General features: G+C 75.0%; 23 protein-coding genes. 5 read left to right on the forward strand and 18 right to left on the reverse strand.

The features are described from left to right. Positions 1–430: 430 nt before the first annotated feature. Both FRAEUI1C_RS01610 and FRAEUI1C_RS01615 read right to left on the reverse strand, forming a co-directional pair. Positions 431–1,024, reverse strand: a complete 594-nt coding sequence (locus FRAEUI1C_RS01610; protein WP_013421529.1) for an ATP-binding protein — start codon at positions 1,022–1,024, stop codon at positions 431–433. A gap of 322 nt (positions 1,025–1,346) precedes the next feature. Beyond that, a complete protein-coding gene (locus FRAEUI1C_RS01615) occupies positions 1,347–1,688 on the reverse strand; it encodes an anti-sigma factor antagonist (protein ID WP_013421530.1) in 342 nt (113 codons plus the stop codon). A 525-nt stretch (positions 1,689–2,213) separates the two neighbouring features. Here FRAEUI1C_RS01615 and FRAEUI1C_RS01620 point away from each other — a divergent pair. Both FRAEUI1C_RS01620 and FRAEUI1C_RS01625 read left to right on the forward strand, forming a co-directional pair. Then, positions 2,214–4,790 carry a DEAD/DEAH box helicase gene (locus tag FRAEUI1C_RS01620; RefSeq protein WP_013421531.1) on the forward strand — a complete coding sequence of 859 codons (2,577 nt, stop codon included), beginning with the start codon at positions 2,214–2,216 and terminating at the stop codon, positions 4,788–4,790. A gap of 248 nt (positions 4,791–5,038) precedes the next feature. Beyond that, a complete protein-coding gene (locus FRAEUI1C_RS01625; RefSeq protein WP_013421532.1) occupies positions 5,039–5,860 on the forward strand; it encodes a hypothetical protein in 822 nt (273 codons plus the stop codon). A 64-nt stretch (positions 5,861–5,924) separates the two neighbouring features. Here the strand turns inward: FRAEUI1C_RS01625 and FRAEUI1C_RS01630 are convergent, their stop codons facing one another. From FRAEUI1C_RS01630 to FRAEUI1C_RS01655, 6 genes are all read right to left on the reverse strand, one after another. After that, positions 5,925–6,383 carry an Rv3654c family TadE-like protein gene (locus FRAEUI1C_RS01630; protein ID WP_013421533.1) on the reverse strand — a complete coding sequence of 153 codons (459 nt, stop codon included), beginning with the start codon at positions 6,381–6,383 and terminating at the stop codon, positions 5,925–5,927. Next, positions 6,380–6,973 carry a TadE family type IV pilus minor pilin gene (locus FRAEUI1C_RS41535; protein WP_013421534.1) on the reverse strand — a complete coding sequence of 198 codons (594 nt, stop codon included), beginning with the start codon at positions 6,971–6,973 and terminating at the stop codon, positions 6,380–6,382. Before FRAEUI1C_RS41535 ends, FRAEUI1C_RS01630 begins: the two co-directional genes overlap by 4 nt. 2 nt (positions 6,974–6,975) lie before the next feature. Beyond that, positions 6,976–7,269 carry a DUF4244 domain-containing protein gene (locus tag FRAEUI1C_RS01640; protein ID WP_013421535.1) on the reverse strand — a complete coding sequence of 98 codons (294 nt, stop codon included), beginning with the start codon at positions 7,267–7,269 and terminating at the stop codon, positions 6,976–6,978. A 267-nt stretch (positions 7,270–7,536) separates the two neighbouring features. Further along, a complete protein-coding gene (locus FRAEUI1C_RS01645; RefSeq protein ID WP_013421536.1) occupies positions 7,537–9,042 on the reverse strand; it encodes a type II secretion system F family protein in 1,506 nt (501 codons plus the stop codon). Continuing rightward, positions 9,039–10,286 carry a TadA family conjugal transfer-associated ATPase gene (locus FRAEUI1C_RS01650; protein WP_013421537.1) on the reverse strand — a complete coding sequence of 416 codons (1,248 nt, stop codon included), beginning with the start codon at positions 10,284–10,286 and terminating at the stop codon, positions 9,039–9,041. Before FRAEUI1C_RS01650 ends, FRAEUI1C_RS01645 begins: the two co-directional genes overlap by 4 nt. A gap of 381 nt (positions 10,287–10,667) precedes the next feature. Beyond that, positions 10,668–11,540, reverse strand: a complete 873-nt coding sequence (locus tag FRAEUI1C_RS01655) for a Fic family protein (RefSeq protein ID WP_013421538.1) — start codon at positions 11,538–11,540, stop codon at positions 10,668–10,670. A gap of 201 nt (positions 11,541–11,741) precedes the next feature. Between FRAEUI1C_RS01655 and FRAEUI1C_RS01660 the strand changes: the two genes are divergently transcribed. Both FRAEUI1C_RS01660 and FRAEUI1C_RS01665 read left to right on the forward strand, forming a co-directional pair. After that, positions 11,742–12,347, forward strand: coding sequence for a phage holin family protein (locus tag FRAEUI1C_RS01660; protein ID WP_013421539.1), 606 nt, complete (start codon positions 11,742–11,744; stop codon positions 12,345–12,347). Positions 12,348–12,471: 124 nt separating this feature from the next. Beyond that, positions 12,472–13,395 carry an alpha/beta fold hydrolase gene (locus FRAEUI1C_RS01665; protein ID WP_013421540.1) on the forward strand — a complete coding sequence of 308 codons (924 nt, stop codon included), beginning with the start codon at positions 12,472–12,474 and terminating at the stop codon, positions 13,393–13,395. Here the strand turns inward: FRAEUI1C_RS01665 and FRAEUI1C_RS01670 are convergent, their stop codons facing one another. From FRAEUI1C_RS01670 to FRAEUI1C_RS01690, 5 genes are all read right to left on the reverse strand, one after another. Continuing rightward, complete coding sequence (locus FRAEUI1C_RS01670; RefSeq protein ID WP_013421541.1) at positions 13,396–14,577, reverse strand: MarP family serine protease; 1,182 nt, start codon at positions 14,575–14,577, stop codon at positions 13,396–13,398. It lies immediately after the preceding gene. Between the two features lie 41 nt (positions 14,578–14,618). Then, positions 14,619–14,999 (reverse strand): cupredoxin domain-containing protein, encoded by a 381-nt coding sequence (locus FRAEUI1C_RS01675; RefSeq protein WP_013421542.1) that lies wholly within the window; start codon positions 14,997–14,999, stop codon positions 14,619–14,621. An 89-nt stretch (positions 15,000–15,088) separates the two neighbouring features. After that, the gene (locus FRAEUI1C_RS35840) at positions 15,089–15,964 is read right to left on the reverse strand and encodes an NUDIX hydrolase (RefSeq protein WP_013421543.1); all 876 of its coding nucleotides are present in this window, start codon (positions 15,962–15,964) and stop codon (positions 15,089–15,091) included. Continuing rightward, positions 15,961–16,776, reverse strand: coding sequence for an endonuclease III (gene nth / locus FRAEUI1C_RS01685; RefSeq protein WP_013421544.1), 816 nt, complete (start codon positions 16,774–16,776; stop codon positions 15,961–15,963). The genes FRAEUI1C_RS35840 and nth overlap by 4 nt, the downstream gene beginning before the upstream one ends. Before the next feature lie 135 nt (positions 16,777–16,911). Then, positions 16,912–17,148: a hypothetical protein gene (locus FRAEUI1C_RS01690; RefSeq protein ID WP_013421545.1), complete on the reverse strand. Its 237-nt coding sequence runs from the start codon at positions 17,146–17,148 to the stop codon at positions 16,912–16,914. 218 nt (positions 17,149–17,366) lie between these two features. On the opposite strand from FRAEUI1C_RS01690, the gene FRAEUI1C_RS01695 reads away from it, so the two are divergent. After that, positions 17,367–18,056 (forward strand): Crp/Fnr family transcriptional regulator, encoded by a 690-nt coding sequence (locus tag FRAEUI1C_RS01695; RefSeq protein WP_013421546.1) that lies wholly within the window; start codon positions 17,367–17,369, stop codon positions 18,054–18,056. A gap of 49 nt (positions 18,057–18,105) precedes the next feature. On the opposite strand, the gene FRAEUI1C_RS01700 is transcribed toward FRAEUI1C_RS01695, so the two are convergent. The 5 genes from FRAEUI1C_RS01700 to sp36 all read right to left on the reverse strand — a co-directional run bounded on the left by FRAEUI1C_RS01700 (position 18,106) and on the right by sp36 (position 24,858). Beyond that, complete coding sequence (locus tag FRAEUI1C_RS01700) at positions 18,106–21,813, reverse strand: AAA family ATPase (RefSeq protein WP_438270011.1); 3,708 nt, start codon at positions 21,811–21,813, stop codon at positions 18,106–18,108. A 459-nt stretch (positions 21,814–22,272) separates the two neighbouring features. Then, complete coding sequence (locus FRAEUI1C_RS01705; RefSeq protein ID WP_013421548.1) at positions 22,273–23,121, reverse strand: MBL fold metallo-hydrolase; 849 nt, start codon at positions 23,119–23,121, stop codon at positions 22,273–22,275. Then, positions 23,118–24,074, reverse strand: coding sequence for an NUDIX hydrolase (locus FRAEUI1C_RS01710; protein ID WP_013421549.1), 957 nt, complete (start codon positions 24,072–24,074; stop codon positions 23,118–23,120). The genes FRAEUI1C_RS01705 and FRAEUI1C_RS01710 overlap by 4 nt, the downstream gene beginning before the upstream one ends. A 99-nt stretch (positions 24,075–24,173) precedes the next feature. Further along, positions 24,174–24,653, reverse strand: a complete 480-nt coding sequence (locus tag FRAEUI1C_RS01715) for a RidA family protein (protein WP_013421550.1) — start codon at positions 24,651–24,653, stop codon at positions 24,174–24,176. Between the two features lie 37 nt (positions 24,654–24,690). Beyond that, entirely contained in the window at positions 24,691–24,858 is a 168-nt protein-coding gene (gene sp36, locus FRAEUI1C_RS38870) for a Sp36 family protein (RefSeq protein WP_013421551.1), read from the reverse strand. Between the last annotated feature and the right edge of the window lie 197 nt (positions 24,859–25,055).

Consider the following 25,055-nt stretch of genomic DNA (forward strand, 5'->3'; position numbering starts at 1 on the left):
CGTGGCCGTTCCTAGCGGAAGCTCCTGCGTCCCCACCTCCACCGCACTCCACCGGGAGCACCAACGGGGTCACGGCCGGTCAGTTGCGACCGTCCGTGAGATGCGGCGGAGTCTATCCACACGTCTGCGGCGTGCGCTCGTTTTTGAGCCTCCCGCCCCGTGACATGTTTGGCCAACTGCGGGCCTACCTGCGGGTACGTAGCCACTATGTGGCGAGCGGCGTTCCCCGGACGCGCCGCGCAAACGGGGTTGAAAAGCCAAAGATCAGCGGGCGGATTTTCCGCAAATGTCACTCAGCTGTCGCCGAAAGGCCGTGCTGCCACGGTCGGCTGCCGCCGGATCGCGGCTTCTCGCCGACGCGGTCCGGCGGCGCCCTGGACCGCCCGCGCCGGATCCGGCGCGGGCGCCGTGAGAGCTACCCAGAGCTACCTCAGAGGGCGGACGCCAGGCCTCCGTCGACCAGGGACGTGGTGTCCCAGGTCATCGTGACGACGGTGCCGACGCCGTCCGGGCGGCGTCGGACCTCGACGTCGTCGACGAGCCCCTCGATGAGGGCCAGCCCGATGCCGGGCGGCAGCGCCGACCCGGCGCCCGCGGAGTCCGCGTCACCGGGCAGGTACTCGGCACCAGGGCCGCCTCCGGCGGTCTCCGTGCCGTAGCCGGCCACGCCGAACAGGGCGGGCAGGCCGAGCGGCCCGCCGTCGGGGCCAGGAGCCGCGTCGTCGCCCGGCTCGCCGGAGTCGGCGACCGAGACGGTGAAGACGCCGTCGGCGCTGGTCATCCTCACGACGACCAGGTCCTCGGGGGCGCGAAGGCGGTTCACGTTCACGGCCCGCAGGCAGGCCTCGCCTACCGCGAACCTGATCTCGTCGAGCGCGTCCGTCGGCACCAGGGACCGCCGGGCGACCGCCGTCGCGATCATGCGGGCGGTGCGGACATGTCCTGGCAGGGCGGCGATGCGCAGCTCCACGGTGGACGTGCCGAGAGCGGGTGGGTCGACGGTGGATGTGTCGACGGTGGACATGCGGCGCCTCCCACCGATCTGCTTCTCCGGCGACACGAGGCCGCCCGCACGGGTCCGGGGCGCAGATCGGCGGGTCCCCGGCCAGGGGCACATTCTGGTCGTTCGAGGTAGAGCTTGTCCTGTTTCGCTCCTCCACCTGCCCGTCGCTCACGGCGACGAGTGCTGAGGTGGGCGAGGCCGGGCACCAGATCCCCGCCGGCTCCGGTGCGAGCCGGCGGGGACGGCAGCCGTGACAGCCCGACCGGCCGCCTCGGCGAAGCGACCCGTGAGAGCCCAGGCCCGCGTCGAGGCGACGCGAGCACGGACCAGCCGATCTCCCCGGTCAGTCGGTGGCGGCGAGCGCTTCCTCGACGGAGGCGTGGATCGGGAAGACCTTGGTCAGGCCGGTGATCCGGAAGATCTTGAGGATTCGCTCCTGCGTGCACACGAGGCGCAGCGAGCCGTCGTGCGCGCGGACCCGCTTCAGGCCCCCGACCAGGACGCCGAGGCCGGTGGAGTCGAGGAACTCGACACCCTCCATGTCGACGACCAGGTGGTAGGAGCCGGCGGAGACCAGGTCGATGAGCTGCTCGCGCAGCTTCGGCGCGGTGTAGACGTCGATCTCGCCGCCCACGACGACGACCGTGTGGTCGCCTTCCTGGCGGGTCGTGAGGGACAGGTCCACGGGGGTCCTCCTGGGTGTTGCGTCGTCGGCGGTGCTACGTCGTCACGGAGCGTCTGGTGGTCGTCCGGCTGCGCGGTGGCCGGCCCGGCAGGTCCGGTTTCAGGCGCCACTACCCCACCAGACGGAGAATCAATCCGCCTGGCTCGGGCACAACCAGCCGTTGCCGCCGCGCCGGGATGACCCCGCGCGCCGGACCTGACGCGTACCGACGCCACCGGAAATCTACGCCGGATCTTGCGGCTTCGGGTGCGACTGTCGGTGACCGAGCTTCGTTCGGTTGTCAGAAGACACCGCAGTGGCTTCCACGGCCCCGTCCTGTCACCTTTCGGCGCCCGTTTGCGTGATATGTCGGATGCGTGTGGGTTGTCCGCCAGATTGTCGCGCCCGCCTGGTCCGTCGCGACGTCCTGGGCCGCGGGGGCGGATGTTGGCCGTTTCCGTGATTTCCTGGCTGTCACGCGGGTCGCTCGCCGAATCGGCTCGCCCGGCACGGTCCGGGTGTGACCAGCGACCGGCCCGGCCCGCTATGCCGCCCTGTCCTGACCGGGGGCGCACTATCCTGACTCGGGTGATTCCGACGGTGGGGACCGACCGGGGCTCCGAGATCCTTTCCCGGCTGCGGGCGGACCGTCGGCGCGACCGCTGCGTCACCCACGTCGAGCGGGTCCCGGCCCGCCTGGGGTCCCCGGTCGACTGGCCGGACTGGGTGGACCCGCTGCTGCTGGGCCGGCTGCGGGCCGCGGGCGTGACGGCGCCGTGGAGCCACCAGGCGGCGGCGGCGACAACCGCGCACGCCGGCCGCAGCGTCGTGCTGGCCACCGGGACGGCGTCGGGAAAGTCGCTCGGCTATCTGCTTCCGGTGCTCAGCGCGCTGCTCGCGGATCCCGGCGCGCGGGCGCTGTACCTGGCGCCGACCAAGGCCCTCGCGCACGACCAGCTGCGGGCGATCCGGGCGCTGACCCTGACCGCGGTCCGGGCCGCGAGCTACGACGGCGACACGCCCGCCGCCGAACGCGAGTGGGTGCGTGCGCACGCCAACTTCGTGCTGACGAACCCGGACATGCTGCATCGGGGGATCCTGCCGGGACACCGTCGGTTCGGCCCGTTCCTGCGGGGCCTGCGCTTCGTCGTCGTCGACGAGTGCCACGGCTATCGCGGGGTGTTCGGCGCGCACGTCGCCCAGGTACTGCGCCGGCTGCGCCGGGTCTGCGCCCGCTATGGGGCGGACCCGGTCTTCGTGCTGGCCTCGGCGACGGTCGCCGACCCGGGCGTCGCGGCCGGCCGCCTGACCGGGGTCGACGTGGACGTGGTCGACGAGGACGGCTCGCCGCGTGGCGCCACGGACTTCGTCCTCTACGAGCCGCCCCTGTTCCTCACCGCGCCTCGGGACCAGCCGGGCACTGCCGCGGCCGGGATCAGCCGTCAGCGGACGCCACAGGGCGGTGGGGGGCCGGGCGACGGTGCGGGCCTTGAGACCCGTGGGGGCCTGGGTGCCGCTGGGGGACCAAGTGCCGAGCAGGGGCCAAATGCCGGCCAGGGGCCAAGTGCCGGAGCAGGGCCGGGTTCCGTGGCGGGGCCAGGTGGGAGCCAGGGGGTGGGTGCGGGGGAGAACGGGGCGCCCGTGCGGCGATCGGCGACGGCCGAGGCGGCGGACCTGATGGCGGACCTGGTCGTCGACGGGGTGCGCACGCTGGTCTTCGTCCGGTCCCGTCGGGCCGCCGAGGTGGTCGCCAACTCGGCGCGCCGGGCGCTCGGCCTGGTGGCCCCCGAGCTCGGCGAGCAGATCGCCGCTTACCGGGCCGGCTACCTGGCCGAGGAGCGGCGCGAGCTGGAGGCGCGGCTGCGCTCCGGCGACCTGCTCGGCGTCGCCGCGACGTCCGCGCTCGAGCTCGGCGTCGACATCAGCGGGCTGGACGCGACAGTGATCGCCGGCTACCCGGGCACGCTGGCCTCGCTGTGGCAGCAGGCCGGGCGGGCCGGGCGGGCGGGCCAGGGCGCGCTGGCGGTGCTGGTCGCGAGGGACGACCCGCTGGACACCTACCTGGTGCACCACCCGGAGGCGGTGTTCGGCCGGCCGGTCGAGGCGACGGTGTTCGACCCGGACAACCCCTACGTCCTCGGCCCCCAGCTGGAATGTGCCGCCGCGGAGCTGCCCGTCACCGAGGCCGACCTGGCCCTGTTCGGCCCGTCGGCCAGGGCGGTGCTCGACGATCTGGTCCGCCGCGGCAGGCTGCGTCGGCGCCCGAACGGCTGGTACTGGACGCAGCGGTCGCGCCCGGACGTCGACATCCGGGGCGTCGGCGGCACGCCGGTGCGGATTGTCGAGGCCGACACGGGCCGTCTGCTCGGCACCGTCGACGCGGCCACCTCCCACTCCACCGTTCATGCCGGCGCGGTCTACCTGCACCAGGGCGTGAGCTTCGTCGTCGACGAGTTGGACCTGGACGAATCGGTCGCGTTCGTCGTCCGCGCCGCGCCGGACTGGACCACGACCGCCCGCGATCACACCGACATCCGCATCGTCGAGTCCAGCCGTTCCAGGCCGGTCGACGACGACCTGACGGTGTTCTTCGGCACCGTCGAGGTGACCAGCCAGGTCGTCGGCTACCAGCGACGGCTGATCACGACCGGCGAGGTTCTCGGCGACGTGCCGCTCGACCTGCCGCCGCGCCACCTGCGCACGCGCGGCGTCTGGTATACGGTCTCGGACCGGCTGCTGGAGCAGGCGGCGATCGAGCCGGCGGACGTGCCCGGCGCGGTCCATGCCGCGGAACACGCCGCGATCGGCCTGCTCCCGCTGTTCGCCACCTGTGACCGGTGGGACATCGGCGGCGTCTCGACCGCGCTGCATCCGGACACCGGCCAGACGACGATCTTCGTCTACGACGGCCACCCGGGCGGCGCCGGCTTCGCCGAGCGGGGGTATGGGCGGTTCGAGCCGTGGCTGACCGCCACCCGGGACGCGGTCGTGGCGTGTGAATGCCCCGCGGGCTGCCCGTCCTGCGTCCAGTCACCCAAGTGCGGCAACGGCAACGACCCGCTGGACAAGGCCGCGGCTGTCCGCCTGCTCGACTCCGTCCTGGAGCGGATCCGCTCGGCCTGAGGGAACCCGTTGTGCCTGAGGCGGATATGTCCGCGCCAGGTGGGTACTTCGCGATCGTCAGGGTGATCTAGGCCGTCGCCGGGCTTGCCCGGCCGGCGGACGAGCGCCCGGCAGGATCGCCCGTCCCTTCGCGAGGGGCTCCGCCGGTCCGTCGTAGCGGATCGACGGAGCGGGCCTCGGGAGACTGGCGATCTTCTGTCCGACGACCACGAGGAAATCCGAACTAGTCGGGGGATCTGGAGGTCAGGGTGTTCACCCTTGGCGTGGTGCTGCTCGTCATCGCGGGCGGGCTCACCGCGGACATCGTGCTGGAGAGCAACGACGTGACACAGGTCGCGCTCTTCGGTCACGAGTTCGCATTCGACAACTGGCGACTGTTCGCCTTCGGGCTGCTCACCGGTGTGCTCACCGTGATCGCCCTTCAGCTGATGTGGGGTGGCCTCGTCCGTGGTGGCCGCCGCCGTCGGACCCTGCGGGTTCAGCGGCGCGAGCTCGCTGCCGCGGGACTGGCGACCGGGTCGACCGTCCCGCAGGCGACCACTCCGGCCCCGCAGGCCACGGTTCCGCAGGCCACGGTTCCCCGGGCCACCGTTCCCTCGGCCACCGTTCCGCAGGCCGCGGCTCCGCAGCCGGCTACGGCTCCGCGGCCGAGGGTCCCGCAGGCGGCCGTTCCCCAGCCGACAGGTCCGACCCCGCAGGCCACGGCTCCGGTCCGGTCGAGGTTCGGCCGCCGCTCGACCGATGGCACGTTGATCGGGTCCGGCCGTGAAACTCCGGCGGGTGCCGCGACCGTGGCCTCGGCTGAAGGCGCCCGCACCGGCCCGGCGCCGGTCGTCACCGCGGACGACTCGGCGACTGCGACGATGCCCTTCCGGCGCTTCCGTCGGCCGGTGGGCAAGCCCGCCGACTCCGACGGTGCGGCCGCCGACCGGGGCGACGCCGTCCCCGCGCAGTCGACGAGCAGGACCGGCGCGGGCGCGGTCTACCCGTCGGACCGCCCCAAGGACCGGGTGGTTGCCCGTGCCCGCGGCGCGCGCGACACCGTTGGTCAGGACACCGCTCGCGACTGACATCCCGGGCGTGCGAACACCCCGACTTCTGTCCGCTGTCCAGGACGGCCCACGGCCGAGACCGTTAGCCCGGTCCGGTCGTGGGCCGTTGGGCCGCGCCGATCCAGGGCCCCGCCCGCGCGGTCGCCGCGAGCGGGCCGAACCCGCCTAGCGCGGGCGGCAGCCGCGCCGCCGCCACGACCTCAACCGTGCCGCCGCCCACCCGGCAGGCGATCAGATCCGTGCCGTTGCGTGCCGCGAACGTCCGGGCCTGGGCACAGACGGCCGCCGGGTCTCCCGTTCGGTCCATCGCCCCGGCCAGCGCCGCGAGGTCCGCGCCGGTGGCCGCCTGCCGCCGGGCCAGCGTCACCGCTCCGACGGCGAGCAGAATTCCTCCCACCGTCGCGACGACGAGCAGCCAGCCCAGCAGCAGGACTGTCGCGGAGCCACGATCCCCGTTCCGGTTCGCCTGCGGCGCAGACCATTGACCCGGGGGCGCGGACCGTGCCCGTCGCCGTCGTTCTGGCCTGGTCCCCGCGCTCATCGTCTGTTCTCGCCGTCCGGCGGGAGTGGCGTCGCGTCGACCTCGGCCGGAGTAGCGACGTCCGCCGATGCCGCGTCGGTGATCGCCTGTTCGGACGGGGCCGTCGCCGTGGCGGTGAGCGCGACGGGCGTCACCAGTGGGCCGGCCGCGGCGAGCCGATAGTGCACCGTGACCGCGACCCGGTCGTCCTGGCGGCTGATCTTCACCGTCGCGCCGGCCGGCGCCGCGTCACGGACCCACGCGGCGACCTGCCCGTCGGCCTCGCCGCGGGCTGCGGCCCGCGCACCGATCCTTGCTGCCTCGTCCACGCGTGCCTGCGCCCCGACGGCCGCGAGCAGCCACAAGGCCACGATGATGATCGCGCCCAGGGTCGGCAGACCGAGGGCGAGCTCCGCGGTGGCCTGACCCCGGTCGGGCCGGCGGTTCCCTCGGTGGCGCGCCGGCGCAGCCGGGTCCGACTGACCGCGCTCATGGGCCGCCTGCTCACCGGGCCTCGCCGCTGGCGGTCGTCGCGGGTCGGGTGGCGTGACGACAGAGGAGCCGAGACCGCGAGCGGCCGGCGTCGCGAATGTGCTCCGGGACCGGTACATGGTCAGAAGGGGAGCGTCAGCGCGCGGCGGACCACCGACATGATCAGGTCGTGGGTCGCCGAACTGCTGACGACCGCGTAGAGCACTCCCGCGAACGCCACCGCGGCGACCGTGCCGACGGCGTACTCGGCCGTCGACATGCCGGCGTCGCCGGGCCGGTCCTCCCGGCGGAGCTGACCGGGCCGGCCCGGCGTGGCGTGCCGGTCCTCGGCTGGGCGCCGCGCCAGGCCGTGGGCCAGGACGGCGCAGCCCGCCACCATCGCGGCCAGTGAGACGACTGTGGGCAGCAGGGACATCGCTGAGACCTCCGTGGTCGGGGCGGGGAGCCACCTGGCCCACCGCGTCGCCGGCTGAATGCGGGCCCGCCGACGAGCCGCGTGGTCGGCGAGCAGGGAGATCGTGACCGGGCGGCACTCGTCGTGTCAGGCCGGACGAGCCGTCTGTGGAGAACGTCCGACTGTCCACAGGGCCGCCCCCAAGGCTGCGAGGCCGACGCGATGTCCAGAGCCCAGGGGCAGGCCCGGAACAACCCAGGAAGCGACTCGCGGGGAGGCGGGGCGCCTTCACGGGGCCGGAACCAGGCCGTGGAACGAGCCGAGAATCGTCGGAACCACGCCGAGCAACAGGAACGCTGGCAGGAAGCACAGGCCGAGCGGGGCGACGGCCGCGACACCGGCCCGACGAGCCGCGCCGATCGCCTCGTCGTGGGACTGCGCGCGGGCCCGGGAGGCGATGCTGGTGAGCGCGTCGGCAAGCCGGGCGCCGCTGCTCTCCACCCGGCCAAGCGCTTGCGCCGCGGCCGCCAGCGGCTGCCCACGGCCTGTGCCGCGATGGCCCGTCACTCGACGCAACGGCCCGGGGAACGGCCCGGGTGGTCCCTGGCCGGCCGCTATCAGCCGGGTGGTCGTGTGGCCGGCAGGCGCGCCGAGCCGGAGGCCTCGGGCGGTCGCCCGCAGCTCGGCGCCGAGCGGTCCGCCGACGCCGTCCCCGGTCGCCTCCAGCGCCGCAGGGACCGTCGCTCCCGCCACCAGGCAGGCGGCGACGAGGTCGAGGGCCAGCGGCAGGTCGGCCAGGAGCCGTTCCCGTCGCGCCCGATCCGGATCGGTGCGCATCCCCGCGCCGACCAGCGCGGCGACCGCCCCGGTGGCCAGCAGCACCCCGAACCCACGCTGGCCGTGGCTCACGAGCGCCGCCGCGCCCGCGCACAGCCCACCGGCCGCGATGACCAGCGCGATTGGCCGGCCTGGCCGTCGGCCGGCGGAGCTGGGCGGGCGCCGAGACTGATCGGTGCCGGACCGCCGTGGCCGTCTGCCGGGCGCGGCCCTCCGCCCAGGCCGGAAGGAGGCAGCCGACGCGCCTCCGGATGACAGCGACCGACGATGGGACGCCTGATCGGCCCACCTTGTCGGCGGCTCGGCCCGTCGCGCGACCCGGTCGCCGGTCCAGCGCAGCCACCGCAGGCCCAGGAGGTCGAGCAGCACCCCGCCGGCCAGGCAGGCCGAGCCGGCCGACGTGCCCAGCAGGACGTGCACCGGTCCGGCGCCCAGCAGGGCCGCGAATCCGAGGCCGACCAGCGGCAGCCCGGCCACCAGCCGCCCGGACGACCGTGGCCCGGCCAGCGCTGCGGCCAGTTCACCGGCCCGTCGAGCGTCCGCCTGGGCCTGCCCGGCCAGCGCCCGGGCGACCGGCGCGAGTCGAGCCCCGCCCGCCCGGCAGACCTGCAACGCGATCCCCAGCTGCCGCAGCATGGGCGTCCGGCAGCCGGCGAGTAGTCCGGCCGGGTCCGTCCCGGCCGCCAGCCCGGCGGCCACCGCGTCCAGCTCGCCGTCGCGGGACGCGGACGGTCCGGTCGCGGTTTCGACGGGCCCGGTGCCGGCCGCGCGGGACGCCGTGACCGCCGAGCGCAGGGCCACGGCCGGCTCCGCCCCGGCGTCGAGCTCGGCCGCGAAGGCCACCAGCAGATCCTCGGCGACGGCACGGTCGTCGGCCGATCGCCAGCGCCGCGCGGCTCGCCGCGCCGACCGGACGGCCGAGACCAGGACGACGATGCCGAGCGCCACGGCGATCACGAGGCGGCCCCGAACGGGGGCGGCAGGGTTACGCCGCGGTCGCGCAGCAGGTCACGCAGCGCGGACAGGCCGTCGGCCGCCAGCAGGGCGCCCGGCCAACCGTTTCCCGCCGGAGCCGTGACCAACGCGGGCCGGACCCGCACGAGACCGTCCGACTCGGTGCGCAGCACGCCGATCGCGGCGACGGCCCGCCGCCCGCCGCTGTCCCGACGCAGGTGGACGGTCACCTGTACGGCCGCCGCCAGCTGGCTGTGGACCGCCGCCCGGGACAGGCCGGCGAGCGCGCCAAGCGCCTCGACCCGTGCGGGCAGCGCCCCGGCGGCGTTCGCGTGAATGGTCGTCAGGCCGCCGTCATGGCCGGTGTTGAAGGCGACCAGCAGGTCGAGCACCTCCGGGCCGCGGACCTCGCCGACGACCAGCCGGTCCGGCCGCATCCGCAGTGCCTGGCGGACCAGGTCCCGCTGGGTGATCGCGCCGGCTCCCTCGATGTTCGCGGGCCGGCCCTGCAGCCGGACCAGGTTCTCCCGCGCGAGCACCAGCTCGGAGGTGTCCTCGACGATGACGACCCGTTCCGCGGGGTGCGCACAGCCGAGCAGCGCCGCGAGCAGCGTCGTCTTGCCGGTGCCCGTGCCGCCGGTGACCACGACCGCGAGCCGGCCGGCGACCAGCGCCCGCAGTACCCCAGGCAGCGCGACGTCCTGCCCGTCGACGCACTCGGTGAGGGTGAGCGGCACCCGGCGCGGCCGGCGCAGCGACAGGCAGGTCCCGTCGGCCGCCACCGGGGCCAGCACCGCGTGCAGCCGGCTGCCGTCCGGCAGGCGGGCGTCGGCGAACGGCGCGGCCGCGTCGAGGCGCCGGCCGGCCGCGGCGGCGAGCCGGGTCGCGAGCCGCCGGACCGCCTCCTCGTCGGCGAAGCGGACCTCGGTTCGCTCCAGGCCGGCTCCGCGGTCGACCCAGACTCGGGCCGGGCCGTTGACCAGCACGTCCGTCACGTCCGGGTCCGCGAGCAGCGCCTCCAACGGGCCGGTGCCGAGCAGCTCGGCGGTGACGGCCCGCCGGGCGGCCTCCTGATCGGCCGCGGGCAGCGGCCCGGCGACCTGGGCCAGGGCTCGGGCGACGTCCGCGGGCGTCGGCGGGTGTGCCGTGTCGGTCAGCCGGTCGCGCACCGCGTCGACCAGGGGCGGGCCCGCGGCAAGCGCGGCGGCCGGGATCCGCGCGGTGCGGGTGGTGGGGGCAGGGGGCATGGCACCCGCGTCCCTTCGGTCCGGAGGGCGAGTTCCCGCCTACCGTGCCCCAGCGAGCGCCCTGTGGATGAACGTCATCCACAGGCGCCTGATGCGCTACAAGGGAGGGTTGACCGCGGCCCGCTGATCATGGACGGGCGGCTGTTCGCGACGACGCGGCCGGGATCACACCATCGCGCCGACGGTCGGGAGCGAGCCGGCCGCATCCGCGTGGGCGCCGATCTCCGTCGAGATCGGCGCCGTCCGCGGCGTCGCCTGCCGGTTTGATCGCCGATTTGGCCCTCGCCTGGCTGTGATCAGGGCTTTTCTACGACCACCCGAGGGCCAAGACGACGATCATGAGCCCGAAGGCGGTGGGTGGTTGGCCGGGTTGGTGGGGCGCTAGGACGCCGCCCGGCTGATCGCTTCGCAGACAGCGAGGGACTCGCGGGCGCCGAGCTCGGTGGCGCGGGCGCAGTGCAGCAGCCAGGCGCGCAGGCCGTCGGCGCCTCCGTGGACGTACCCGGCCGCGGCGGTCCGGTAGTCGGCGACGCCGTCGCCATCGACGCCGGCCTCCAGATGGCCCACGTCGGTGGCGGTGACCGCCTTGGGGTCCAGCCCGCGGCCGATGAGCACCAGCCGGGCGGCAGCTCGGCCGATCATCCCGTCCAGGCTCCCGAACGGCCGCAGCGCGAGGAGCTCGCCGTGCACGATCGCGCTGACGACGATCGCGGGTGCCGTCGTCTTCTCGACCAGGAGGCCGACCAGGCCGTCCAGCCGGGCCGACACCTCGGCCGGGCCGGGTGGTGTACCCAGCCCGAGTGGGTCGGCGGCGGACGCGTCGGCGCGCGGCCGGCCGAGCTCGCCGTCGGGGACGATGCCCCGGCCGAGCAGGGTGTGCATGCGGGCCAACGCCTGCCGCGGGGCCCGCTCCCAGGCGCCGGCCAGGCTGCCCAGCTCCGCGTACAGCCGGACCGCGCCCAGCGTCACCGCCAGCTCGTCCCCGCCCTGGGCCGCCGACTCGCCGGCGGTCAGCCGGGCCCGCAGCGTCTCGAGGCCGAGGTCGTGGCCCTCCAGGGCGGCGCTGGCCCGGGCGGAGCGCAACGACGCCTCGGCCGTCACCTCGGCGCTCTGCCGGCGCAACACCCGGTGGCGCAACAGGGTGTCCACGGCCGAACGGGCCGTCGTGACGGCCTCGGCGACGCCGGGCAGGGCGGCGACCCGGGCGAACGGGTCGAGCGCGGGACCGGCCTGGGTGCTGGGCGCTGTCGACACCCGGCCGACGCTACACCGGCCCTGCCGACGGCTCGGCCGGGCGCGAACCCCGCCACATAACGGCCCACTTATCGCTACGCGCCGCGCTCGGGCGTCGCTGCCGGCACACTCGACGTGGGGCGGGAAGTCCGGGGGCGCGGGTGGCCGCCGGACCCAGGGGCAGGCGCGGTGCCGACAACCGCGGGGATGTGGGAGGGACCTGTGGCGGTGTTCGGACACGGCGATCGGCGCCTGGGGCGGGACGCGTCCCTGGGTGAGCTGGTCGCGCTCGCGACCAAGGACGTGTCGCTGCTCGTCCGCCAGGAGATCGAGCTGGCCAAGGCAGAGGTGGGGCGCCAGGTGGCGTCGGCCGCGGTGGGCATCGGGCTGCTCGGTGTCGCGGCCGGCCTGGTGCTGGGCGCGCTGCTCGCTCTGATGATCTTCTTCGGTGAGCTGTTCGCCTGGCTGGGCCTGGAGCGGTTCTGGGCCTTCCTGCTGACGGCCGGGCTGTTGTTCGTGCTCGCCGGGGTGTTGGCGCTGCTGGCGGCCCTTCGCCTGCGCAAGCTACAGCCGCCGCGCCGGACCGTTGCCTCGGTCCGTGAGGACGTCGCCCTGTTGCGCCACGCGACGGGCGGCGCGGGCGACGCCAGGGGCGGGTCCCCGGCGAAGTCGGGCCCCCCAACCGGGCAGACGACCCCGGTAGGGGCCGAGACACGCTCGGCCAGGCCGGTCGTCGCGCCGATCCCGCAGTCCCGGGACGCCGCCCCGCCGGCCGGCCGCCGGCCCGCCGAGTTCGACCGGCCCGGGGCCGTCGAGCCGCGCGCCTGAGCCGTCGAGCGGCCCGTTACCGGCGGGTGAGCGTCCCGGCCGGCGACGCCGGATCCACCGGTCAGCGGGCCTCCGGCGGCGACCGGCCGGACCAGCGGCCGCCCGGTCTGCGATTCTCGTGGGAATGGACGAGGCCGCACCGGATCCCGCCAGCGTCCTGATCGACGGGCCCTGGCGGCATCGCGACGTCTCCGCGAACGGCACCCGGCTGCACGTGGCCGAGCTGGGCCAGGGGCCGTTGGTGCTGCTGCTGCACGGATTTCCGCAGTTCTGGTGGGCCTGGCGCCACCAGCTGGTGGCGCTCGCCGCAGCCGGTTACCGGGTTGTCGCGCCGGACCTGCGCGGCTACGGCGCCAGCGACAAGCCGCCTCGGGGCTACGACGCCTTCACGCTCGCCGACGACGTCGCCGGGCTGATCCGCGCGCTGGGGGAGCGCGACGCGGTCCTGGTCGGCCACGACTGGGGCGGGCTCGCCAGCTGGACGGCGGCGGCGGTCTGGCCGCGCCAGGTCCGCCGGATCGCCGTTCTCGGGATGCCCCACCCGCTGCGGATTCGGCACGAGTACGCCGTCGACCCGCGCGGGCAGGGCCTCGCCGGCGCGCACCTGTTCGGCTTCCAGCTGCCCTGGCGCCCGGAGCGCCAGCTCGTCGCCGACGACGCGGCCCGGGTCGGCGGCTACCTGCGCGCCTGGGGCGGTCCCGGTTTCCCCAGCGACGACGAGGACCGGCGGTACCGGGCGGCGATGCGGATCCCGGGGGTGGCGCACAGCTCGCTGGAGTACCACCGCTGGGTGTTCCGGTCGCTGTTCCGGCCGGACGGGGCCCGGTTCGCCCAGGCGCTGCGCCGGGCGGTGAACTGCCCGGTGCTGCACCTGCACGGCGGCGCCGACCCGTTCCTGCTGCCGGACACCGCGCAGGGCTCGGGCCGCTTCGTCAGCGGGCCCTACGCCTGGCAGTTGCTGCCAGGCGTAGGGCATTTCCTGCCCGAGGAGGCGCCTGACCAGGTCAGCGACGTCCTGCTGCGCTGGCTGGACGCCCCGACGCCCTGATCAGCGGCAACCGCTGGTGCTGACGGGAGTGGTCGCGGTCGCGGCGGCCTGTGCCGAGGCGTTGACCTCATCGGCGGTCAGCGCGTAGCCGGTGTCGTTGTCGTCGGTGGCCGCCGCGAAGATCACGCCGTAGACCGTTCCCGAGGCCGACAGCAGCGGGCCGCCCGAGTTGCCCGGCAGGACCGTGCCCCGGATGGCGAAGATGTCCCGCAGGACGCTGCCGCGCGAGTAGATGTCCGGCGCCTTGGCCTCCTGCCGGTCACGGATGCGGGCCGCGACCATCTGGTACGGCCCGTCCTCCGGATAGCCGGCGATGACCGCGCTGTCGTCGGCGCCTCCGTCGGGCGAGCTCTGCAGCCGCAGCGGCGCCCGGTTGAGGTCCGGAACGTAGAGCACCGCGATGTCACGCGCCGGGTCGAACAGCACCACCCGGGCCGGGAGCTGCCGGCCACCGACCTCGACGGCCGGCTCCCGGACGCCGGCGACGACGTGGGCGTTGGTCATGACGTGCTGCGGGGCGAAGACGAAGCCACTGCCCTCGATCTGACGGGAGCAGGAGGGCGCGATCCCGCGGACCTTCAGCACGCTCGCCGCCGCGTCGAGCACCGCCGGGTTCTGCACGACGGTCGGGTCGGGCGGGTCGGTCGCGACGATCGAGCCGCCGCCGATGCCGGAGAACACCGCGGGGAAGCCGCTCCCGTCGGCGAGCCTGCGCAGGCTGGAGAACGCGTCCCGCACGGCCGACGGCATGCCGGCGTCGACCGTCGTCAGCACGGCGGAGCCGCGGACCTCGCGGGCCGCGGTCGGGTAGGGCGAGCGCTCCACCGCGGTCGCCAGCAGCCAGGCGACCAGGAGCACCGAGAGGCCAGCCAGCACCGCGCCGGCGAGCGAGTCCACGGTCTCCCCTGGCCGCCAGGTGAGCCGGCTGCGCAGCGCGACCCCGGCGGCCGTGCCGGCGACCTGGCCGAGGCAGGCGAGCACGATGACGACGGCCAGCGCGATCAGCGCGCCGTGCTGGCGCTGTCCGATCAGCTGGGCGAACGGGTAGGCGATCTGCGCGCCGATCATGCCGCCGCCGAGGAAGCCGACGAAGGACAGCGCGCCCACCAGGAAGCCCTGGCGGTAGCCGGAGGCCGCGAAGAGCAGCGCGACGAGCAGCAGGATGACGTCGAGGAGGTTCATCTAGTTCGTGGTCGTCCCGGGGTCGTCGAGGGCGCGCCGGGTCAGCCGACGTGCAGCGTTGCGGACATGCTTGGGTGCAGCGTGCAGATCACCGGGTAGTCGCCCGGTTCGGTGACCGCGAACGTCACCGACTGGGTCGACCCGGCGCCGATGATGTCCGTGCGCGCCGCCGGGATCTTCGGAATGACGAAGTCGTGGGACGCGGAGCCTCTCGCCACCGTGAAGTCGACCCTGATCTTGCCGGGTCTCGCCTCCAGGGTGCTGACGTCGAAGCGCAGGTCCGCGAGGCCGGTGACCTGAAAGACCTGGACGTCGCCCGACATCGTCGGCGTCTCGATCGCGACGACCTTGGGCGCGACCGGCTCCTTGGCCGCGCAGCCCGCGGCCGTCACGCCCAGTGCCAGTGCCGCGGCGATGGCCACGCGCCGGCCCCTCTGGACGCTGCCAGGACCTTCGCCAATGGGGCCGCCATGGAGCCGTGCCACGGTGTCCGAGCTGTTCCAGGCCCTGCTCACGCCGCCGACCCTTCCTCGGTGGAGTCGGCACCGGTCCCGGTGCCGACCGGGCCGCCGTCTGGCGCGCTGGCCGGCGCGGGGACGCCCAGATCCCGTACCGGTAGGTCGGCCGGGTCGATCTCGCCTGGGCCGGCCTCGGGCAGCTGGGCCGCCGACAGGGCGATCGACGCGTTGACGGTCGCGTCCTCGACCGGTGGCCCCTCGCCCCACGGCCGCTCCAGGCCGGCGAGGCGCAGCAGCGCGTCGAGGATGCCCGCCGTGAAGCCCCAGACCGTGGCCGTCAGGCCGGCGACCCGGAACGCGGGGCTCGGCAGCGCGGTGCGTGGGTGGCTCAGCCGCACCCGGTTCGCCGGGTCGACCAGCTCCGCGATCGGCACTCTGGCGACGGCGGACGTCTCTCCCGCGTCGACGGCGAAGACCCGCGACGGCACCCGCCACCAGGCCAGCACCGGGGTGACCAGGTAGTTGCTGTGCGGGACGTAGAGCGGCGGGCCGACGCCCAGGATGTCGACGCCGGCCGGATCGAGGCCGACCTCCTCGCGGGCCTCGCGCAGCGCGGTCTCGGCCGGCGAGCCGTCGCTCGGGTCGGAACCGCCACCTGGGAAGGCCGGCTGACCCGCGTGTTTGCGCAGGTCGGCGGACCGCTCCAGCAGTAGCACCTCGGTGCCGCGCTCGCCGGCGCCGAACAGGATGAGCACGGCGGCGGGCCGGGCGTGCGAGGGCGGCCCCGGCCAGTCCTCCGGGTGGAACGACAGCCCGCCGTCGGCGACCGTCGCGACCACCGCCGTCAGCCAGCCGGGCGGCCCGTCCGCGGGCTGCTCGGCCGGATCAGGCTGCTCGGTCGGATCAGGCCCGCCGTCGGGTCCGGTCATCGGGCCGCTTCGACGTCGCCGCGGACCAGCTTGGCCGCCTCGATCTCGGACGTCGGGCCCGTGCCGTACGACGGGCACAGCTTCGCGACGGCGCACGCCCCGCAGGCCGGCCGCCGGGCATGGCAGATCCGCCGACCGTGGAAGATCATGCGGTCGGAGGCGATCGTCCAGTCCTTGCGCTCGATCAGCGCGGCCAGGTCGGCCTCGACCTTGACCGGGTCGTCCTGGGTGGTCAGGCCGAACCGGCGGGAGAGCCGCCCGACATGCGTGTCGACCGTGATGCCCGGCGTGTCGAACGCGTGCCCGAGCACGACGTTCGCGGTCTTGCGCCCGACGCCGGGGAGCGTGACCAGCTCCTCGAGGGTCCGCGGGACCTCGCCGCCGAACCGGTCGACCAGCGCGGCGCCCAGGCCGATCACCGAGTTCGCCTTGGCCCGGAAGAAGCCGGTCGGCCGCAGGATCGTCTCCAGCTCGGCCCGGTCGGCACCGGCATAGGCCGCCGCGGAGGGGTACCGGGCGAAGACGGTGGGAGTGACCTCGTTGACCTTCTTGTCCGTGCACTGCGCCGAGAGCACGGTCGCGACGATCAGTTCCAGCGGCGTCGTGAAGTTCAGGGCGATCCGGGCGTCCGGGTGCACCTCACCCAGGATGCGCACGATCCGCCGTGCCCGCCGGGTCCGCGCCAGCGGCGTCTCCGACGGCTGCGCCTGTGCCTGCCGTGTCTGTGCCTGCCGTGTCTGTGCCTGCCGTGTCTGTGCCTGCCGTGTCGGGGGCCCGGGAGTCTCCGGGGACGGGTCGACGGTGGCTGGCATGAGCCGAGCCTATTCCTCCGTGCCGACAGGTTCCGACACGTGGGGCACCCGGGCGGCTACCGGACAGCCCGGACGGACCGGTCGGTCAGCGACCGCCTGACCTGCGCGCAAGCGCCCCAGGCGGTGGTCGGGAGCCTAGGCCGCCCGGTGTTTGCCGGGAGGGGTCCGGCGAATCCGGCGGCGGTAGCGCTCGAGCGCGGCGGCCAGGCCCTGGTTGACGAAGGTGTTGACCTCGTCGGGCCGGGCGTTGTCGAGGAAGCCCTCGAGGCCCTTGCGGGTGTCGGCGGCGTTGAGTGGGCGCTCGACCCGCTCCATCGCCAGCAACAGCCCGAGCAGCACCACAGGGAACGCGATGGCGGCAAAGAGAAACATGACGGGTACATGGTGGACGACGCACCCACGGTCGTGGAAGTGGGGTCCGGCGTGTCGTGGGCGAGGGGTGTCGCCGACCGCCGGCGGACCCCGCCAGCCGTCTCAGGCGACTACTCTGTGCAACATCTTTGGGCTGATCTGGTCATTTTGAGCGGCCGCGAGGGGTCTCCAGGTGCCCTGGTCGTGCTCGACGGGCGCTGGACTGGCATGCTCACTCCGTGGACGATCTGCTTGCCCGCGTTCCGTTGTTCGTCGGGCTGTCCGACCTGGACCGCCAGGCGCTCTCCAGTCACCTCGAACGGAGGGACGTCACCCGTGGTGACGTGCTCTTCCGGGAAGGGGAGCCTGGCGACCGCGTCTTCGTGGTCCTATCCGGCAAGGTGAAGATAGGACGCCAGTCGGCCGACGGGCGCGAGAACCTCTTGTATGTCATGGGCCCAGGGGACATCTTCGGAGAATTGTCGCTCTTCGACCCAGGCCCTCGGACCGCGACCGCGACGGCCGTGACAGACGCCTCACTGGTGTCGCTGGAGCACTCGGCGCTGCGACCGTGGCTGCGGGCCCGGCCGGACGCCGGGTCGCTGCTGCTGCGGGTGCTGGCCGCCCGGTTGCGCCGGACCAACGACGCCATGGCCGACATGGTGTTCACCGACGTGCCCGGCCGAGTCGCCAAGGCGCTGCTCGACCTCGCCGGACGGTTCGGTGAGCCCGCGCAGCCTGGCAACGAGGCCGCCGGGGTCCGCGTCGAGCATGGCCTGACCCAGGAGGAACTGGCCCAGCTGGTCGGCGCCTCCCGGGAGACGGTCAACAAGGCGCTGGCCGACTTCGCCACCCGAGGGTGGCTGCGGCTGGACTCCCGCGCGGTCGTGCTGCTTGACCGCGACCGGCTGGCCCGCCGCGCCCGGTGATCGGGCCGGCCGGGCCCGGCCGGCGGTTCCGCTCCGCGGCCCCGTTCGGTTAGGCGCTGGTGACGGTGGCGCCGTCGGGGATCGCGGGTTCGTCGCCACCAGTCCGTGATCCGTCCTGGTCGTCGGCGACCAGTCCCGTGGCGTCGGCGGGCACGGTGTGTTCGGCGAGCACCGTGTGTTCGGCGAGCCCGTTGCCGGTCGGACGGGCCGACAGGGCCGGTGCGTGGTACCCGCGCGCGTCCGAGGGCTCCATGCCCGGTTCGGGCAGTGCCGCGAGCAGCCGGCGGGTCTGGGCCGCCTCGCTGACCGCCTCGGTCGCGGTCGCCGCCCGCAGCGCGCGCAGGTAGGCGTCCCGGCCGCCTTCCAGGTCGCCGCTGGAGGCCAGGCAGGTCCCCAGTGCGCGCCAGGCGAGCACCTGGGCCCGCACGTCCTCCGCGTCCACCGCGACCGCCCGGCGGGCCACGGCGAGGGCCTCCTCAGGCTGGCCCGCGTCCAGCAGGGTCCCGGCCAGATGCGCGTACGCCTGGCGGCGGGGGAACAGCAGCGTCGCCGGCTCGCTCGCGGACAGCGCCTCGCGCAGCAGGGCGATCGCCTCGCCGAGCCGGCCGCGGGCGCGGGCGATCTGAGCACTGAGGACCTTCGCGCCCAACTGGGCGTGGGGGCGCAGGTCGAGGCTGCCCAGCTCGGCCATCGAGGCCTCGGCCGCCTTCTCGGCCTCGTCGACCCGGCCCGCGTCCAGCAGTGTCAGCCCGAGCATCAGCGACGCGAGCGCGCCGACGAGCGTCTGGCCGGCCTCGTTCGCGTCCGCGCAGGCCGCGGCCAGGAACTCCGCGCCGGCGTCCGGTTCGCCGGCCCCGCGAGCGGCCAAGCCCTGGGCGACCTTCGCGAGGATGCGTCCCCAGCTGTCACCGCCGCTCTCGAACAGGGCCGCGGCGCGGGTCGCGTCGGTGCGCGCGGCGCTGATGTCGCCGAGTTCCGCGGCGGCGATCGCGCCGATCGTCAGGCAGACCGCCATCCCCCAGCGCTCGCCCATCGACTCGCCCGCGTCGACCAGCCCGCGCGCCAGCGCCCGCGCCCTGGCCAGCTGGCCGCTCAGCAGCAGTACCAGCGCCTCGGTGCCGCTGCACCAGCCGATGCCGCCGGCGTCCTCCAGCCGCTCGAAGACCTCAGTGGCCTGGCGCAGGTGGCGTTCGGCCTGCGGGTAGTCGCCCCGGGTCGTCGCCGACCAGGCCAGGTGCTGCAGCGCCCAGCCGACACCGCGCGGGTCGTCGACCCGGCGGGCCAGCTCCAGGGCCTCCCGGTAGAGCTCCTCGGCGACCCGGATCCGAGCGGCGCCGTACTCCAGCGTTCCCAGCCGGCGCAGCGCGGCGGCCGCGGCCCGGTCGTCGCCGGCGGCGCGGGCCGCGTCCAGGGCCGTGCGCAGCGCCCGGGTGGCGAGCTCCGTGCGGCCCTGCTTCTGGCGCAGCTCGCCGAGGACGGCGTAGGCGGACGCCCGGCGAGCCGGCTGCGTCACCCGCAGGGCCGGGCGCAGCGTCCGCTCGGCCTCCTCCAGCCGCCGCAGCGACACGAGAGCCTCGGCGTGCAGCACCCGGGCGACGTTCTCGTCGTCGTCATCGATCACGCCGCGGCCCAGCCGACGGGCGTCGGCGAGCTGGTCGGCCGCGGTGCGGTGGTCGTCGCGGGCCAGGGCGGCTCGGGCCAGTCGCAGCAGCGCCCGGAAGCCTGGCTCGCGCGCCGACCAGGCCGGATCGGTCGGCGGCAGCGCCATCGACGACGCCAGGTCGAACGCCCGCAGGGCGTGGGTGGCGACGAAGTTCGACACCTCGCGGGACGAGCCGGTCATCGCCGTGACGCCCCAGCGGGCGGCGGTCGAGTGGCGCCGCGCCCGTTCGACCTTCGGCAGCCCGGCGTAGGCCACGTCGCGGGCCATCGGGTGGACGAAGCGCCACAACTGCTCGCCGGCCCGCGGTGAGCGGACCAGCTGGCGTTCGGTCAGCCGGTCCAGCGCGCTGGCGACCTCGGGTCCCGGCAGCTCCTCGACGGACGGCAGCGCGGCGGCCGGGAATCGGCTGCCGAGCACGGCGGCGGCCCGGAGCACGGCCTTGTCGGTCTGTTCGAGGTCGTCGATCCGGGCCGCGAGCACCGACTGGACCCCGGCCGGCATCGCGGTCTCCGACAGCTGGCCCTCCAGCACCCAGCGCGGGCCGTCCTGGCCGGTCGGCTCGGCCGTGGCCTGCCTGCGCAGCTGGTCACGGTCGATCAGCAGGTTCAGCAGCTCGGCGAGGAAGAACGGGTTCCCGTGCACCCGGTTGAGCAGGGCGGCCCTGGTCTGCGCGCCGAGCGCCGCTCCGCCGAGGAAGTCGTTGAGCAGCCGGGACGCGGCCTCCTCCGGTAGCGGCGCGAGCGCCATCCAGTGCGCGCCGGGAAGGTCGGTCAGCCGCGGGCCCTCCCGGTCCAGCAGCGTCAGCATGATCGGGCCGACGATCCGCGCCGCCAGTCGGCGCAGCGCGGCGGTCAGCGGGCTGGACGCCCATTCCAGGTCGTCGATCACGACGATGAGCGGGTGCTCGACGGCGAGGGCCGACAACATCAGGGCGACGGTGTCGACCGCGAGGTCGAAGGAACGTTCGCCGGTGGACGTCTCGCCCTGGTCGTTCTGCCGGCCGGCGGGGTCGCCGGGAGGCGCCTCGGCCGGGGAGGTGGCCCGCCGGTCGGTCGGGACGCCGAGCATGCCGAGCAGCCGGTCGGCGAGCCCGGCGGGCAGCCTGGCCCCGGTGATCGGGTGTGCGAGCCTTCCGACGGTGCGTCGCACCCGGTCGGCGACCCGGTCGAGGCTGTCGCCGTCGACGACTCCGCAGGCGCCGCGGATCACGTCGGCCAGCGGCGCCAGGCTGCGCCCGTCGCCGTGGCGGACCGTGCGCCCCCACAGCACCTGGGCGCCGCCCTCGTCACGGGCCCTGGCCGCGAGCTCGCCGGCGACGCGGGTCTTGCCGATGCCGGCCTCGCCGGTGACCACGGCGATCGTCGGCGCGCCGGACTCGACGGTCTCGACGAACCAGGAGTACAGCTCGGTGAGCTCCCGGTCGCGCCCGACGAAGGTCGCGTCGTCGCCGAGGCCCGGCCGGGCCACGTTGGACGGGCGCAGGCTGACCAGCTCGTAGGCCGGGACCGGCTCGCGCTTGCCCTTGAGGGTCAGGTCCGGCAGCTCCCGCCAGGTCGCGACCGAGCGGGTGGCGTGCATGGTCTCGCGGCCGGCGTAGACCGCGCCGACGGCGGCCGCCCCGGACAGGCGCGCGGCGGTGTTCACGGTGTCGCCGACGACCGTGTAGGTCATTGAGGCCTGGACACCGGCGAGCACCTCGCCGGTGTTGATCCCGACCCGCAGGCCCAGGGGGCTGGAGTCGTCCTCGCTGTCGGTGACCAGGCGGCGGACGGTCTCCTGCATCGCGGCGGCGGCCCGCACGGCGCGCTCGGGGTCGTCCTCGTGCGCGGTCGGCGCGCCGAAGACCGCCATGATCCCGTCACCGGCGAGGTTGTCCACCCGGCCGCCGACGTCGTCGACCTCCTTGGACAGCGCGGCGAGCACCAGGTCGGTCACCTCGCCGACCCGCTCCGGGTCGCGGTCCTCGGCCCACGAGGTGAAGTCGGACAGGTCACCGAACAGGACGGTGACCACCCGGCGCTCAGCCGACTCCGGCCCGGACGCGAGCTGGGTGAACCGCAGGCCGCAGTGGAAGCAGTAGCGCGCGGCCGGCACGGCCGGCGTCCCGCACCGCGGGCACCGCAGCGTCCCCCCATGGGTCGGGACGATCACCATTGCTGACTGGCCTTACGGACTGTGCGCTGCACTGGCGGGCCCCCTCCAGTCGGCAATTCTAGTGGGCGGGTTTCGACCCACTTGCGCGCTCGCCGTCCCTGCGTTGTCGGACGCCTGACCGGCCGACACCCCAGGTTGGCCACGTCCAAGCCCTCAGCGGAGGGAGCGACGGGTCGCCGCTTCTCGGGTACAAGGTCCCGGCGACTGTCGGATCGAGGCTTTCCCACTGTGATGCCGCTCACACCATCTTGCTCCCGGTCAGTCCGTCAGGTTCCGGGGGCCCCGCCTTGGGCGTCCTGAGTCGCATGACGAAGAGGCCTCTGGTCCCCGCCTCGGGGGGGGGACCGGCGTTGGGAGGGCGCGCAACGCCCCCGGCGGACCGAGTCGCGGGTGGCGCGGTCAGGCGTTGTCGCGGAGGTATTCCAGTTGGGCGCGGACGGAGAGCTCGGCGGCCGGCCAGAGGACGCGGTCGACGTCGGCGTAGACGCGCTCGACGACGGCCCGGGGGGAGGCTTGCGCCGGGCCGACGCCCGCGGCCGTGAGGGCGGCCCTGACCTGGTCGAGCCGCTCGGCCCGGTGGGCCAGGTAGTACGTCGCCGCCGCCCGGGCGTCAGCCAGCTCGGGTCCGTGACCGGGCAGCACCCCGAGGCCGGTGGGCAGGTCGGCCAGTCGGTGCAGGCTGGCGAGGTAGTCGGCCAGCCGGCCGTCCGGATGGGCCACGACGGTGGTGCCGCGGCCGAGGATCGTGTCGCCGGTCAGCACGGCGACGGCCTCGTCGCCGTCCGGGACGTCCCCGAACAGCAGGAAGGACAGCGAGTCGGCCGAGTGGCCCGGCGTCGCCAGCACCCGCAGCTCGATCCCGGCGGCCGCCACGACGTCGCCCTCGACCAGGCCCTCCGAACCGAGCCGGTGCGTCGGGTCCAGGGCCCGGACCGGGGCTCCGGTGAGCTCGTGCAGCGCCGCGGCGCCCTCGCTGTGGTCCGGGTGGCCGTGGGTCAACAGGATCGTGGTGACGGGGCCGGCGGCGGCGATCGCGGCCAGGTGCTCGGGGTAGTCCGGGCCCGGGTCGATGACGACGCAGCCGTCGTGGCCGGGCGCGCGCAGTACCCAGCTGTTGGTGCCCTCCAGGGTCATCGGGCCCGGGTTCGGGGCGAGCACGACGGCGGCCAGCGGGTTGACCTGCCGCGGGGCGGAGGCGGGGGGCGGCGGCCCCGCCGGGCGCGGGCTCGGCTGGCTTCCGGCGGTCATACCTGCTCCGGCGTGGTCGACGGGGTTGTGAGGGCAGCGTCGTTCGGGCCGTGGGTCCAGGCGCTGTGGCCGGGCCCCGCGGCGGTGGCCGCGATGATCGCCGTGGCGCTCGCGGGGTCGGCGGGTGGCGCGGCGGTGGCGTACTCGGGGTCGTGCGGCAGCAGGAAGTGCACGGCGCCGTCGGCGATCACGATCTTCGGCATGATCGGGGCGATCGCGCGGCCGGGCGCCGCGGCGAGCACGTCGGCGACCGTGGCGTAGTCGAGCAGATCGGCCAGCATGGAGGCCGTCGGCGGCAGCATGGCCATCAGGCCGGCGGTGTGCCGCTCCAGCGCCTCGGCCGGGCGGATCCACTCCATCCGGTCGGCCTCGCCGGACAGCTCGCCCGGCGTCTGGCCCGGCGGCAGCGCGGCCATGAAGAACCGGGTGTCGTAGCGGCGGGGCTCGACCTCCGGGGTGATCCAGCGAGCCCAGGGGGCGAGCAGCTGCGCCCGCAGCGCCAGCTCATGGCGGGCCAGCAGCTCGCCGAGGCCCAGCTCGCGGCGCTCCATCGCCCACCGGTCGGCGATCCAGCCGGGTCCGGTCAGGTCCAGCGGCCGCTCGGCGCCCTCGGCCGGGCCGGCGAGCAGTACCCCGCACTCCTCGAACGTCTCCCGGACCGCCGCGCTGACCAGGGCGCGGGCCAGCTCGGGGTCCGGCTCCAGCGTGCCCATCAGCGCGCCGACGGGCGGGCCGCTCCAGCGCACGTCGACGGCGCTGTCCGCCGGGTCCACCCGGCCGCCAGGGAACGCGAACACCCCACCGGCGAAGGCCATCGTCCGGACCCGCTTGACGACGTACGCCTCGATGCCGCCCGGCGCGTCGCGCAGCAGCACGACCGTGGACGCGTCCCGCAGCGGCGCCACCGGGCCCGCGTTCGCCGCCAGCACCCCGCGCGGCGACGACAGTGGCATCGGCCGCCGGAGCAGGGCGATCAGCGCCGCTTTGTGATCAACCACGTCTTCGATGGTAGGGACCGCCAGGCCGACGTGCCCCCGGTTGGTACCCGCGGGTCAGTCGCCGTGGGTCAGCGCGACCAGCTCGACCTCGACGGGCGCGCCGAGTGGCAGGGCCGCGACGCCCACCGCGGAGCGGGCGTGCCGCCCCGCGTCACCGAAGATCTGGCCGACCAGCTCGGAGGCCCCGTTGACCACCGCGGGCTGGGCGGTGAAACCTGGGGCGCTCGCGACGAACCCGACGAGCTTGACGACGCGGCGGATCCGGTCCAGCCCGCCGGCCGCCTCGGCCGCGGCTGCCAGCGCGTTCAGGGCGCAGATCCGGGCCAGCACGGCCGCGCGCTCCGGCGTCACCTCGGCACCGACCAGGCCGGTCTCCGGCAGGGTGCCGCCGACGAGCGGCAGCTGCCCGGCGGTCCACACCGTCTCGCCGTCGCGGACGGCCGGCACGTACGCGCCGGCCGGCACCGGGACGGGCGGCAGCTCAAGGCCGAGCTCGCGCAGCCGCTCGCTGGGGGCGCCTGTGGTATCGCTCACGATGCCTCGCCGTCGCCTGGTCGGCCTGCCCGCGCGCTCACGCCGTCGGCTCGCCCTTCGGGCGCTTGAAGTAGGCGACCAGACTCTCCGGGTTCGGCCCCTGGATGACCTGCACGAGCTCCCAGCCGTCCTCGCCCCAGTTGTCGAGGATCATCTTGGTCGAGTGGATCAAGACTGGGACGGTGACGTACTCCCACTTCTGCATGGTCCCGGACTCTAGTGGGGACCCCACTCGCGGCCGTGGCGCGGGACTGGCGCGGCCGGGCGAGGCTGTGAAGTCGCGGCGTCGGGGCGGAAGGTGCGGGCCGTCCCGGGTACGTTCGAGCCGTGAGGGCCTCGGATCGCGACCGGACCGACAGCCACCGGGCCGACGGTGAGCCCACCGCCCGGCGAGGGCCAGCC

Source organism: Pseudofrankia inefficax (genome assembly GCF_000166135.1).
GTDB lineage: Bacteria > Actinomycetota > Actinomycetes > Frankiales > Frankiaceae > Pseudofrankia > Pseudofrankia inefficax.